Below are 12,567 nucleotides of genomic sequence, written 5' to 3'. Positions count from 1 at the left end.
ATGGAGTTTGCCTCTTGCCGGCTAACCACAGCTGGTTAGCCGGCAATAGACGTATATTACTCTTCTTCCTTGCAGATCAGTTTCGCTCGCATCGTGGCGCTTGCATAACTGCCGTCCAATCGCAGAACGGCCGACGCACCTGCCTTGATGGGAGTCATTGGGGATTCAGAAGCCGCAGTTTCGGCAGGCCCCGGGTTTAACTGACAGGTCACGGTAGAATCACTGTTATTGGTTACCTGAAGCACTTGGGTACCGACTGCTCCTCCAGGCCCTGGCGTAGTGGCAGTATCATCACCGACTATCTTCGTTTCGATATCCAGGCCGTTCAGCTCCTTGTCCAGCTCGATATTTTCCGCGAAAGCCGCCAATGGCAGACAAGCGAGCAAGCCTAGTGTCGCCGCAATCTTCTTCATTGTAATTCTCCTGCTATGTTGGGAGGGGCTTATCTGTAGAGACGCTACCCTCTCAGGAGTTCCTGCAATTGCTCCGAGAAGTTTGGGTTTGTTCGACGAAAAGAACAAGTTACCACTTCGCTCTTTATTGATTAAAAAAGTAGTTTCAGGTATTGGTTTTTCGAATACCTGAAACTGTTATTTGTGGATTGTTTATTGAGCTTGAGTGGTTATGCTGAAATGTAAATTCAGTGTTCAACAAAAATAACCGCTGAGAGTGCCTCTTATGTATTCAGTACATTACGATGAATACGATCCGTCCGCAGCTGGAGAGTTTCTGACAGAATCTCGACTGGTGAATGAGGGCTTTGACATACGTATTGAACATGCGCATTGGTCAAATTCCGGCACGGCGGTGATTCAGGCGAAGAGCAGCTGTCTGCTGCGTCTGGTACTACCAACACCAGCAAGACGGTGGTCTCCTTTTTCGGATAATAAAGGCCGTTTTTCCGACCTCAGCTGTGAATTTCAGCCGCTTGGGCAGGCGCTGTTTCTGCCGCGGGATACGGAATTTCAGTTTTGCCACGGCGTATCCGAATACAAGGCCATGATATGCCTGTTCGATCCCGGCATCATGGGCCCGCTGGCTGGAATCCAGTGGCAGTGGGATGGCTGTCTGAGCGACAGCATGCTGAATCTGGAGAGCCCCTACCTTAGGACGTCACTGCAGCGTCTTGCCCAGGAAGTTGCTGCACCCGGTTTTGCCAGCGAGCTGCATACCGAGTGCCTGCTGACCGGTGTTGCACTTGATTTGCATCGGCAGTTCCTGAGTTCCCAGGTTACCGCTGATTCAGGAAAATTGAGCCCCAGGCAGCTGCGAACCCTGCGCGAAATGTTCGAGACGGAACCTGAACACAGCAGCTCCCTCAAGCAATTGGCAGACGCGCTCGATATGCCGGCCAGGCGCCTTTCGGAGCAGTTCAAGAACACCACCGGTCTCACGCTACGCCAATTTGCCGCGCAGGCACGCATCCGCCGCGCAAAGTCACTGCTGCTCGATAGCAAGGTGTTGATCAAGCAGATCTCCTATCAAACCGGGTTCCTCAATCCGGCCTCCTTTACGGCAGCATTCCGCAAGGAGGTCGGTATGACCCCTGAAGCCTTTCGTCAAATGCACCGGTAGGCAGTTGCTCTCAGTAAGCGGGCACGGCGTCGTCGCGGCGAAATACCGGGTAACCGCCCAGCGTCAGTAGCATCAGGGGTCCGACAACAAAGCAGACGGCGCTGAAGGCCAGGAGGCCGGAGTAGTCGCCAGTAAGACTGTAGAGCGCGCCAAACAGTAACGGCGCTGCGGCAGCACCCGCTGTGATCAAACCCAGGTGAACACCAAAGAGCCGGCCATAATCACGCATGCCGAAATATCGGGCGATAAGAAAGGCGGCGATGTCGAACTCCGCTCCTGCACCTATGCCTACCAGCAAGGTTGCCAGAACATAGAGCCCGGTGTTGCCGCTGCTCAGGGCGAAAATCAGGCAGGCAACAGCGGGCATAAGCAGGGCGATGGACGCTACTCCCGGGGCCCACAAACGATCGATCAGATAGCCTACTACCAGTCTTCCGAAGATCAGCGAAATACCGAAGGCACTGAAAATCTGTCCGGCCTCAACGGCGCTCAGCCCTCTGTCCTGCAGCAGCGGGATGATATTGGTGACCAGTCCGACAACGCAGGCTACCACCAGGGTCATGGACAGGTTGCACACCCAGAAGCGCCAGGATTTTAGCGCCTCACTCAGCAGCATGCCGCTGGATGGGTCCTGGGGCTGGGGTTGTCCCACCGAAGCCGCACTGTTTTCTGACCTGACAGGCATCAACCAGCGCAAGGTCAGCGGCAGGGCTATCAGAACCGGCAGCAGCGACAGCGCGATAAATCCGGCTTGCCAGTTCCAGGTTGATACAGCCCAGGTGACCAGTAGCGGCAACCCGGCTGCGGCGAGTCCGGAGCCGCTGAGAATGATGGCCAGGGCCAGCCCACGATTTTCCACAAACCAGAGGTTGACCAGGTGGGACCAGGTGATCTGCAACGTCCCCAGACCCGCCAGGGGTACCAGAAAATAACCCAGATAAAGGCTCCATATCGTGGTCTGCATCTGGGTCAGCAGAACCATGCTGATTGAAAGAGCGAGCAGCGAGAGGATGGTGACAATGCGCAACCCGAATTTCAGGTTCAGCCAGCCCGCTAGTTGAGCCGCGACTATGGTGCCGAGCGACAGGGCGGTGATGGCGGCCTGCAACTCGCTGCGGCCCCAGCCCATTGCCTGCTCCAGCGGTATCATCATTGCGCTGAAGCTGTATAACAGCAGCGAGCTGGAGCTGGTCGCCACGCCGACGATGGCGAGAATGAGGATCTTCCAGCCGATTTTGAATTCTCTGTTATCGAACTGTTTCATGGTCTCTCTGCCCGTTAAAGATGGTTTCAAATCTTGCGGTATAGCGTCAGTCGTTACCGATAAACTGAGCCGCCTCGGCGCTTTTCTTTACTACGTGGTCACGTCTCAGGCTGCCGGGCGAGTCTGCGCCTGCCGCAACCGCAAGATCTTCCGGATGAATCAGCGTCGGCCCGTTTCGCAGTTCCTGCAGAGCCAGGCGGGCAATGTCATCCGCCTGCGGTAACGGCATGGTCATTGCGTTGGGAATATTCAATCGTTGCATGGTCTCGCGCATCGTTGGGGTATCCACGGTGCTGATCAGCAGATTGAGCACATCGACGCCTCGATCCTTCCACTCGGCCCAAAGCGATTCGCCCAGATTCAGCGAAAAGGCCTTCGTTGCTGAATACATCCCCAGCTTGCGCACGCCGCCCAGTGCCGCATGTGAACCTACCAGCAGCAACCCGCCACGGCCTTGCTCTATCATCCGGCGTCCAAACGCGTGGCTGATATCCATGACCGTCTGCGTGTTCATTCTGAGCAGCTTCATCCAATGCTCGGCATCGGTGTTGAGAAACTGGCTGATAAAGGGATCACCGCCGGCGTTGTATATCACCAGGCCGACCTGACGGGCGCCGATGGCTCCTAGCAGCCTTGAGGTGGCATCCGCTGCCGACAGGTCCTGCGTCACGCATAACGCCTGAATGCCGTGCTGCGCTTCAAGCTCGGCTTTCAGGGACTCAAGCGCTGTCTCGTTTCGGGCGACCAGAATGCAATTCAGACCCTGCGCCGCGACCTCGCGCGCGAAGGCTGCACCGATGCCATGCGATGCCCCCGCGATAAGCGCCCAGTCACCATAACGACGGTGAAACGCGGGCGCATCGTCCAGCTGGTTGATGGTTTCTTCAGACATATCCGCTCCGGGTACGATCAGTGTCCAGGTTCATAGGGGGGGAAGGTCGATATGGCTGGCGGAGGCGCCAATAGCAGTGCCGCCGAACACCTGGACGCGCCGTTCAATTTGCGAAGCAAAAAGTGTCAGCAGGGGCAGATCATGCTCAGCGCCAGCGGTGGTAACGAAGCTCTCCAGCGCAGCCTCCATTTCCTGATGATCTGCAAAGCGCTGGTCGAGCAGTGCTTCGGTTTCACGTATGTCCTGGGCTTGTAGCTCCAGCATCATGGCGTCGGCCTTGCCCAGATATTCCACGATCTTGCGCACGGCGTTCAGCTTGGTCTTCTGAAAGGGATCAGCCACTTCGACCTGTTCGACCGCATCGCTCAGCATGCTCAGCAGTTCGGCGTTGGGTCCCTGTGGTTTGATGGGAGTCACTGGCGTCTCGATTGCCACGCCCATTGATTCAGCCAGGGCGTGGACTACTACGCGGCGCAGGGCAATATCGAATTCAATATAGGTATCGTGGGGATCTCCCGGCTTTGGCGTAGCGACGGTCGAGGAGAACTGCATGGTGCTGACGGTGGAGAACAGTGTGGTATGAAACCGCACAACGTCGGGCTCAGGCGGTTCGCCGCTGACCTGCTGGTAATATTCGTAGAGCTGTTTGAAAGGCCCTCCAAGCGGTTCGTAATTGTCCCGCATCCGCGCTGATGCCAGGTCGGCCAGCGGGTCGCCGATCATCGCGAACTCGAAATCATAGAGAGTGGTCAGCTTGCCGTTCTCGAACAGATACTGACCCGAGTCGTACTGCACCAGGCTGGGCTTGGTGCGGTGCTGGGGCACATTGCGGCGTAGCCAGTTGAGGGCAAATTCCAGTAGCGGCTGCGGACGGGTTTTATTGCGCGCGTAAAGCGGGTAATAGGCGTTAAGCCCGGCCAGCGAAATGGCTTCGGCACCCTCGGGCAGATCGATGCCCTTGGCTACAAAGCCATCCAATGGCAATTGGTGCATGGCGACCATGGCGTCTATGTATTGCTTGGCCAGGCTCAGGCGTTCGGCGTCGTCCCTGGCGGTGGAAACATCTCTAGTGCCGGGCACGGCTTGCATGACGATGGCCAGCGGGTCTTCGCAGAATCCATAGATATGCGGTGCCGGAACGCCCTGCTGACCGATCAGCGCGAGAATATCCGCTTCGCGGCGCAGATCATCCGGAAACGGGCTGACGTCACCGCCCCGGTCGCCGCGGATGTGCAGTTTGAGTATTTCGTCGCCACGTTGCAGGTCCATGTTCCAGGCCGGGCGCCAGCGCGGTAGCCGGTCTGTGCTGACCACGGTCCCGCCCAGCAGCGTTTCCACGAAGCCACGTATCTTTTGTTCCATCAACTGGTCGGTACTGGCATTGTCTAAGACCATGTTCATTGGTTACTCCACGAATAAGCTTTTGGACCTGGCGCCGGCCAGGTCTGTAAATGAATAGAGCGCTCAGGCCCCTGGGGCAGCCAGTTCCGGCCCGCCAACCTGATCCAGGGACACGCCCTTTTTCTTTGCCAGATCGGCGGTGTCGAGGTACTCGCGCCACGCCGTGATTTTGCCCTCGGCATCGAGTTCGTAAACCGCGACCATGGAATGCGGCATGGGCTTGCCGCTGGAGACGGCGTAGTCATCCCGTTCGGTCATCACGATGCTGTCCGAGGACACCATGTTGCGGATGACGCAGTGGTTGTGGGTGACGTAACTCATCTGCCGCTGGATCTCGTCACGTAGCGCAGCGCGGCCGCGAATCACTGGCCCGCCGGGAACCCAAAGCTGCCAGACTGCGTCCTCGCTCATCATGTTCAAAATGGTGTCCAGCTGCGGGCGCGACGTAGCTGTGCCGTCACCCCATGCCGCGCAGAATTCCCTGATGATTTCTTCTTGTCGTAAGCCCATTGCAAAAATCTCTTCTGGAGTAGGTTGAAGGTCTGCGCTCAAAGGTAGGCACGGACTACCGGGACCATGGGCGTGCCGCAACTCATGCCGCCGTCGACGCGCATCAGGGCGCCGTTCACATAACGCGCCTCATCCGAGGCGAGGAAGAGCGCCATATTGGCAATATCTTCCGGCTCGCCCAGCTGCGGCACGTTCTGCAGGTCGAGGAAGGCGCGGGTCATCTCTTCATTGGCCCAGCCTTCAAGGGCAGCGGTACGGATCACGCCAGGGAGAATCGCGTTGCAGCGAACGCCCTGCTTGCCGAAGGTGGCGGCGATGGTTTGCACATACCAGTTGAGTGCCGCTTTGGACGCGCCATAGCTGAACTGGGCGACTTCCCCGGCAATCGAGCTGGTGGACGAGGTGAAGATGATCGAGCCGGAGGCTTGCTCCAGCATGTGGGGCAGGGCGTGTTTGCAGGCAAGAACGCCCCCCAGCACGTTGACGCGCATGTTGGCGTGGAACAGCTCTTCATTGAAATTGATGAAGTCCACGTCCCGCGCTGTTTCCGGGTTCTTGTTGACTGCGTTGTTGAACAGGATGTCGATCCGGCCGTAGGTCTCGATGGCGGTGGCTATCATCTGTTTGAGATCGGCCTCCTGGCCAACGTCAACCTTGAGCGCCGTCGCTTCGTTGCCCGCCGCAGTGATGCTGTGGGCGACTCGATCCGCGGCGTCCGCATACAGATCGGTCACTACAACCTTGGCGCCCTGAGCGGCAAATGCGATGGCGCTGGCGCGGCCGATGCCGCTCCCTGCGCCAGTGATCACGGCTACTTTTCCAGCAAGTCTGTTCATGGAAAGCTCCAATCTGGGGATCAGGTAAGCGTTAACGGCGTTGGCCAGCGGCAATGGTTTGTGGATTGGCTTCGCGCTCCATAATGGGCGCATCGCGGTAGCGCGTCGGGCCATTGCCGAACATCCCGTACTGGCTGCGAGTGAAGTCATACAACGAATAGGAATCCTGCTGCGGATTATTGGGGATGCCATAGGCCTGAATATTGTATTGCGCGCCCGAGCGGAACATTTCGCCGCTGTCATCCCAGGCGTCGTACAAGGCCGCGCCGAAGGTGTCTTCGTCAATGTAGTAACGGCGGGATTTCTGTGCGTGCCGCACACCTTCCTTGCGCTCAGCTGAAACTACCCAGGCGCGGTGCAGTTCCCAACGCTCGCAGGCCGGGTTGATATGGTTGTCCATCAGCTTGGTGTCCATGTCGCAACCCCATTTCAACTCGTAGTTGCTGTAGGGCAGAAACATTTCCTTTTTGCCTTCCAGCGTCCAGTTGAAACGGTCCATCTTGCCGGAGAAGAGAAAGATTTCGTCGTAGAAGGACACGCTGCCGAACGCCGCGTTGGGCGTGTCATAGGAAAATTCCGGGGCCTTGCGGATGCGTCGCTGTCCGGTCGAATAGCTCCAGGCATAGCGATCATTCTCCACTGGATCAAGGTGATCCCAATACCCGGAGGCGGTGCCAGCGGTACGGGCCGGGGCGACGATGCGTGACCAGATCCGGCTAGCGATCTTCGGGTCGCGTCCGTCCACGTCCAATTGATAGAACGGTTTTTCACCGGTGGAACGGTTGGTGTTGGTCAAGGTGACATGGCCCTGGTTGACCACATAGGCGCTGTGGTTCCAATCCCAGCCGTTGATACCCTGATAGTTGAGCAGGTAGTTCCACATTACCTGTTCGCCGATCTCCGGAATCGGAAAGGGCAGCCCGCCACGGCAGGCTTCGCTGACGGATAACCCACCGTGAAGCGATTTGCATTCCGGATTGCCTGCATTGTCTACGGTTGCCGCTAGAAAGGCCTCGGGGAAAGCCGCCGTGCGGTGGGTCGGATAAATATCCATGTAGTAGGTATCCGGGTACTGCTTGAGCAACTTCATTTGCCCGGAGGACAGCTCGTCGGCAAATTCATCGGCGTTGTCGGCGGTAATGCGAAACAGCGGCTCTTCGTCGGCGAAGGGATTTGGCCAGGATCCGTCGGCTGGCTCCAGGCCGGCGGGCACTTTCAGGCCGCCGGCGTAAGCGGGGATGGTGCCTGCTTCATTACCTGCGGCTATCGCACCAAAGCGGGTAAGGTCCTGGCCCAGGTCATCGGCGGTCCATGTCTCGTTACCCAGCGCCGAGGTAGCTATGACCGCGAGCAGGCTGATTGCAATCTGATTCATCTTCATGGAGTACTCCCAATTTTATTGTTATGTCTGAAGGCTGTTACCTAGAACGCAGTGCTCAGGGTTAACGATACCCAGTCACGATCGGAGAGGCCGATGCTGCCGTTACCCCCTACCACGGTGTTCCCGACGCCAGGAACGTTGCGGGTGATGGTGTCGGAGCCATAGCCGATGTAAGACAGGCTGATGTCGTAGCGCTCATCCAGCACACCCTTGATGCCCACTTTGAAGTTGTAATCGCCTTCGTTGCCACCACCGGTGGCAGCATTGCCGGAAAGACCGTAGTTGAGGCTCATTGGTGCGGAGATATTCCAGCCAGGCAGAACACCTAACCACTGAGGCGTGAAGTTGATCGCCAGCCCGGCGTAGTTGCGGGTAGCGCAACCCCAGTCCTTATCCTGGTCGACACAGCCGCCATAGCCTTCGCCGCGGAACTGATCGGCGTTCTCGGTTACTTTATCCAGGTGGCTGTAGGCGACTTCGGTAATCAGAGAGCCGGTGTCCCAAAGCGGTGTGGAAGGTAATAGCCAGAGCGCATTAGCGACCATATGCCAGGTGTCGCCCCGCGCGCCCTGGTTGTCTGCCAGATCGAACCGACTGGAAATCAGCGAAGCGTTCTCGCGATACGACAGGTCAACGCCCACCGAAGCACCGCCGAGTACCGGACCCGCTGACCAGCTCAAGCCGTAGAGCTTGATGTCTTCGGGGTATATATAACGAGCAGAGCTGGGTCCGGTTTGCAGACCCCAGGGGGTGTAGTCGTCAAACTCCCGGTAGAACGCGCTGATATCCGACTGCATGAAATCGAGGCTGTAACGCGCCATGACGCCCCAGTTGCCGCGGTTGTCAGGTTCGAGCGGGTCCTCAATGGGAAAGGCAAAGCCGGGCGCAACGGGCAAGCGATCCGGGCCTTGCAGAGCAACATCGGCGGAGGCCAGATAGGTTCCGCCTTCAGGTGCGCGCGTCGAATCCCACTCAAGGAAATACTGTGCCGCGAGGGAAAGCCGGTCAGTCACTTGAGCCTGGCCGGAAATCTGTGCCAGAGGCAGGAATACCTCGCGGGTTTCGGTACCAGGATTTGCCTGGGCTTTGCGGCCATCAAGGGGAGCCTGCGCGTAGGACACGGCATGACCGGGAATCAACAGTCCATTGCCCCAGTAGAGCGTGTGGCGTCCGGCGCGAAGACTGACAGGCGCATCGCCTACATAAAACCGGGTGAATAAAAAGGCATCGAGGAGCTCGCCGTTCAAGCCTCGGTGGTAGCGCTTGGTGTGGGACGAATACTGATCATCGAAATAGCTGGTAGTACTCGGACCGGCAGGCGCGCCGGGGTAATAGACATTGCCCGGATTGGTCTCGACGTCAGTATCGGCGTAGGCCTGATCGTACCAGGCCGCACCGCTGATGCGCAGGCCGTGGTCTCGTTTATAGGCCAGCTCGAACTCGCTCATCACATCCAGACGATTGGTTACCACATCGCCGCGATCAAACTTGTAGTTCGATTCGTCGTAGGTGGCGTTGTTGCCGAGCGCGTTATCGCGGCCCTCGGCGCGGACGCCCAGGTTGTAGCGAATGGTGTTGTCCCAGCGACCGATCAAGTCGGGATTACCGGTATCGAATTCTGCTGCCTGAATGTTATTGGCACAGACAAGCGCGACTGAAAGTCCTACAGCCTTGCTGAGTGATGACAACTCTGGCTTGAACATTAAGCTTCTCCGTTGATCTTGTTTTTATAATCTGACCGTTGTCAGTAAACGCGACAGGGATGGAGGCGACAACGCCAATGCCTATCGCTGAACTGCCTGGACCTATCGATAAACTGCTTTGCGCTGTAACAGGCGTCGGCAGTGTTTGCTGCGGAGAATCCATTCGCCTGGTTGGCCGGCCGGACAAAGCCAAACCGGACCAACCTGGCCGGCCTTAATAGCTGGCGGCTCAGTGCGCCTGCAGCCAAGTATCCATCGCCTGCCATACCTGCAATCGTGAGGAGGCCATGTTATGCATATGGGCCGCGTGTCCGATGAGGGTGACCGTTCGGTCACTGGCTTGGGGGTAGAATGAGGCTTCACGTTGTGGGTCAGGGCTGACATCGACCTCGCCGTACAGCAGCAGCACCGGGCAGTCGATGGCACCTGCCTGGTTCTCCACCGCACCTGGGGTAAGCGCCGCCAGAGCGAGTGTTACTGGCGTGAGGCCGGCGTGCTGATCGTCACGCGCTATCAGGTCCTCCGGCACATCAGGCAGGTGAAAGAATCCGCGCATTGTCTGCCGATCAGTCGGAATGTAGCCGCCATCGGAAAGGCTCGCCTGAACGCTGGCTGCGTCAGTGTCGCCAAGCTCAAGGGGCAGGTTGCTCCATCCCGCAACGATCAGCCGCTCAAAGCTTTTAAAACGGCCCTGTTGATAAACCGCCAGCATGCCGCCCATCGAGTGGCCCAGGCCGGACACACGCAGCTTGCCGTGCGGCGGCAATTGCAGCCATTCGCCGTCCTGCAGTGCAACAGCGGCTTGCCGTGCCGCGAAGTCGCTGGCAGCGGCAATCACTTCCAGCGTCAGTTGTTTTTCGGGTTCGGGTTTGCTGCTGTTGCCCATTCCGAGGGTGTCCAGAGCCAGCACCAGATAGCCACGGTCGGTCATGAATCTGGCAAAGCTGTAGGAGGGGTCCAGATAGCTCGGATGGTAGTACTCACCGCAACAGCTGCCGCCATGCAGGCACACCAGCAGCTCGACCGGGCGCTCGGTCGCTACTGCTTCGTCTGGGGCGAACAATGAACCCGACAGCGTAACGGGTATGGAATAGGGCGTGAGATGGCTGACATTCCACGTCAGTTTGATTTGCCGCATGGGTCGATTCCTTGTTGCAAAGAAAAAGCCCTTCAGCTGCGAATGCAACTGAAGGGCTCTCGGGTCGTTCAATTAGCGCTGTGATTCACGCGATACGATCGCTTCAGGGTTCAGCTCACGCTCGCTTCTGGCCTCGCTCAATACGCGATAACCACCGGTCATGCCGTCGTTGATGATGCCGTACATGCCCTTGTTGAAGTCGAAAATGGTGTGTTTGACGATGTAGGGAATGTCGTGATCGTAGAACTGCACACCACCCATCATCATCGAGCGGTACAGCTCACCATTCTGGTCCCATGCGTCATACAAGCCTGCACCGAAGGTATCTTCATCCAGGTAGTAGGTACGCTTGCTATATACGTGGCGCATGCCCGGCTTCAGCGTTGCTTCCACTTCCCAGACGCGATGCTTCTCCCAGCGCTCGCACTCTGGATTGGCATGTGAGGTCCGGAATTGATCGTCACAATCGAAGTAGAACTTGTAGGCGTTGTAAGGAATCAACATCTCCTTTCTGCCAACCAGTTTGAAATCAAACCGGTCCTGCACACCAGAGAACATGAAGAGCTCGTCGAACAGTTCCAGACCGCCCATGCTGCCGACCGGCGTGTCGTAGTTGAATTCCGGGGCCAATTTCACGCGGCGCTGGCCTGGCGTGTAGCTCCACGCACGACGTGGCTGCTCGGTAGGGTCAAGGAAGTCCATCAGACCTGTCAGTTCGCCGGCCTTGCGCGCAGGCGCTTTGGTCAGGGAATAAACGCGGTAGAACAATTCCGGATCGCGACCGGGGACGTCGATCTGGTAATAAGGACGTTCGACGAAGGTCGACTGGTTGGCTGTACGGGTAACGGTGCCGTTGCGGTCTACCACCCAGGTATCGGATGACGACGTGGTGGTGCCGTACTTGCCATCGTTGTAGCGCACCAACAGATTCCACATCATTTCGTTGCCGGTTTTCGCGATTGGGAAGGGAATCCCCCCGCGGCAGTCGGTTTCAAGTGCCAGACCTTCCTTGTAGGTATCGCAGGTAGTGGCGTTACGGATGGTCGCGTCCATCACTTCCTTCGGATAGGCCGCTGTCCGGTGGGACGGATAGATGTCCATGTAATACTCGGGATTGCGTTGCAGCACTTCCTTCTGCCCGGCACTCAGCAGATCGGCATACTCAGCCATGTTGGCCGAGGTAATGCGATACAGGGGCTCTTCGTCCTTGAACGGATCCACCCAGAAACCGCTGTCTGGCTCGAAGCCTTCCGGTGCGGTGCGCAGTCCGCCTTCATAAGGGGGAATGGTTCCGTCGGCGTTGCCTGCCTGGATTGCCCCGACAGGTGTCAGGCTTTGTCCGAGCTTTTCTGCCTCTTCAGGGCTGACGGCCGCGAAGGAGGCAGCAGATATTCCGCTCAGTAACAGACCGATAGCGATCTTCAGTTTCATGAAAGTTCTCCGTTATTGATGTTGTTAGAGGGAGTACTGCTGGACCCACGCCAATCGCTTACGGCGATGGAAGGCTCTACAGCTCCGCTACCATTGCAGATGGGTAATGCCTGATTTGAGATAGTGAAGGAAAAGCGCGGGCTGCATAGATCTACCAGCGCCTGAAAAAGCGCTGATAAATGCACTGACCATGATGACCGTCCGGAATGATCCAGATCTGTTCTCATTGTTCTGTCCTTTTATTTTTATTTTCTAGCGGCTGATTGCCTGTTGCGCAGCCTCGACGAACATCGGAGAGCTCGTTCGGACTGTTAGCAATGCCTGGGTAGACCCTATCAGAGATTTTTTTATAATTCCATATGCAGATTAAAATTCTGCAATAAGAATTGTAGGTGCTATTGTTAGAGGCACTTATGGTGAGAACCCTGTGTAGTGC

The 12,567-nt window shown here is 57.4% G+C and carries 11 protein-coding genes; 1 reads left to right on the top strand and 10 read right to left on the bottom strand.

Annotated elements, in window-relative coordinates:
- Positions 1 to 56 precede the first annotated feature (56 nt).
- Positions 57 to 413 carry a hypothetical protein gene (locus tag FZE95_RS09015; protein ID WP_150300525.1) on the bottom strand — a complete coding sequence of 119 codons (357 nt, stop codon included), beginning with the start codon at positions 411 to 413 and terminating at the stop codon, positions 57 to 59.
- A gap of 265 nt (positions 414 to 678) precedes the next feature.
- On the opposite strand from FZE95_RS09015, the gene FZE95_RS09010 reads away from it, so the two are divergent.
- Positions 679 to 1,575: a helix-turn-helix domain-containing protein gene (locus FZE95_RS09010; RefSeq protein ID WP_150300524.1), complete on the top strand. Its 897-nt coding sequence runs from the start codon at positions 679 to 681 to the stop codon at positions 1,573 to 1,575.
- Positions 1,576 to 1,585: 10 nt separating this feature from the next.
- Here the strand turns inward: FZE95_RS09010 and FZE95_RS09005 are convergent, their stop codons facing one another.
- The 9 genes from FZE95_RS09005 to FZE95_RS08965 all read right to left on the bottom strand — a co-directional run bounded on the left by FZE95_RS09005 (position 1,586) and on the right by FZE95_RS08965 (position 12,131).
- Positions 1,586 to 2,839, bottom strand: a complete 1,254-nt coding sequence (locus tag FZE95_RS09005) for an MFS transporter (RefSeq protein WP_150300523.1) — start codon at positions 2,837 to 2,839, stop codon at positions 1,586 to 1,588.
- A 46-nt stretch (positions 2,840 to 2,885) separates the two neighbouring features.
- Complete coding sequence (locus FZE95_RS09000; protein ID WP_150300522.1) at positions 2,886 to 3,731, bottom strand: SDR family NAD(P)-dependent oxidoreductase; 846 nt, start codon at positions 3,729 to 3,731, stop codon at positions 2,886 to 2,888.
- 30 nt (positions 3,732 to 3,761) lie between these two features.
- Positions 3,762 to 5,132 carry a phosphotransferase family protein gene (locus tag FZE95_RS08995; protein ID WP_150300521.1) on the bottom strand — a complete coding sequence of 457 codons (1,371 nt, stop codon included), beginning with the start codon at positions 5,130 to 5,132 and terminating at the stop codon, positions 3,762 to 3,764.
- A 63-nt stretch (positions 5,133 to 5,195) separates the two neighbouring features.
- Positions 5,196 to 5,642, bottom strand: a complete 447-nt coding sequence (locus FZE95_RS08990; protein ID WP_150300520.1) for a nuclear transport factor 2 family protein — start codon at positions 5,640 to 5,642, stop codon at positions 5,196 to 5,198.
- 38 nt (positions 5,643 to 5,680) lie between these two features.
- Entirely contained in the window at positions 5,681 to 6,478 is a 798-nt protein-coding gene (locus tag FZE95_RS08985) for an SDR family NAD(P)-dependent oxidoreductase (protein WP_150300519.1), read from the bottom strand.
- 31 nt (positions 6,479 to 6,509) lie between these two features.
- Positions 6,510 to 7,859 (bottom strand): DUF1329 domain-containing protein, encoded by a 1,350-nt coding sequence (locus tag FZE95_RS08980; RefSeq protein WP_150300518.1) that lies wholly within the window; start codon positions 7,857 to 7,859, stop codon positions 6,510 to 6,512.
- A 41-nt stretch (positions 7,860 to 7,900) separates the two neighbouring features.
- Positions 7,901 to 9,562, bottom strand: coding sequence for a DUF1302 domain-containing protein (locus FZE95_RS08975; RefSeq protein WP_150300517.1), 1,662 nt, complete (start codon positions 9,560 to 9,562; stop codon positions 7,901 to 7,903).
- 229 nt (positions 9,563 to 9,791) lie between these two features.
- On the bottom strand, positions 9,792 to 10,700 hold the full coding sequence (locus FZE95_RS08970) for an alpha/beta hydrolase (RefSeq protein WP_150300516.1): 909 nt from the start codon (positions 10,698 to 10,700) through the stop codon (positions 9,792 to 9,794).
- 72 nt (positions 10,701 to 10,772) lie between these two features.
- A complete protein-coding gene (locus FZE95_RS08965) occupies positions 10,773 to 12,131 on the bottom strand; it encodes a DUF1329 domain-containing protein (protein WP_150300515.1) in 1,359 nt (452 codons plus the stop codon).
- Positions 12,132 to 12,567: the final 436 nt, after the last annotated feature.

The organism is Pseudomonas profundi, from assembly GCF_008638305.1.
Classification (GTDB): Bacteria; Pseudomonadota; Gammaproteobacteria; order Pseudomonadales; family Pseudomonadaceae; genus Halopseudomonas; species Halopseudomonas profundi.
The sequence above is the reverse complement of the archived record's forward strand: the minus strand, read 5'-3'. Positions and strand labels throughout refer to the sequence as shown.

Bases quoted from the DNA above. Each gene is read 5' to 3' on its own strand.
- FZE95_RS08980 (WP_150300518.1), bottom strand. From the start codon at position 7,859: ATGAAGATGAATCAGATTGCAATCAGCCTGCTCGCGGTCATAGCTACC.
- FZE95_RS08970 (WP_150300516.1), bottom strand. From the start codon at position 10,700: ATGCGGCAAATCAAACTGACGTGGAATGTCAGCCATCTCACGCCCTAT.
- FZE95_RS08985 (WP_150300519.1), bottom strand. From the start codon at position 6,478: ATGAACAGACTTGCTGGAAAAGTAGCCGTGATCACTGGCGCAGGGAGC.
- FZE95_RS09010 (WP_150300524.1), top strand. From the start codon at position 679: ATGTATTCAGTACATTACGATGAATACGATCCGTCCGCAGCTGGAGAG.
- FZE95_RS08990 (WP_150300520.1), bottom strand. From the start codon at position 5,642: ATGGGCTTACGACAAGAAGAAATCATCAGGGAATTCTGCGCGGCATGG.
- FZE95_RS09015 (WP_150300525.1), bottom strand. From the start codon at position 413: ATGAAGAAGATTGCGGCGACACTAGGCTTGCTCGCTTGTCTGCCATTG.
- FZE95_RS08965 (WP_150300515.1), bottom strand. From the start codon at position 12,131: ATGAAACTGAAGATCGCTATCGGTCTGTTACTGAGCGGAATATCTGCT.
- FZE95_RS09005 (WP_150300523.1), bottom strand. From the start codon at position 2,839: ATGAAACAGTTCGATAACAGAGAATTCAAAATCGGCTGGAAGATCCTC.
- FZE95_RS08975 (WP_150300517.1), bottom strand. From the start codon at position 9,562: ATGTTCAAGCCAGAGTTGTCATCACTCAGCAAGGCTGTAGGACTTTCA.
- FZE95_RS08995 (WP_150300521.1), bottom strand. From the start codon at position 5,132: ATGAACATGGTCTTAGACAATGCCAGTACCGACCAGTTGATGGAACAA.
- FZE95_RS09000 (WP_150300522.1), bottom strand. From the start codon at position 3,731: ATGTCTGAAGAAACCATCAACCAGCTGGACGATGCGCCCGCGTTTCAC.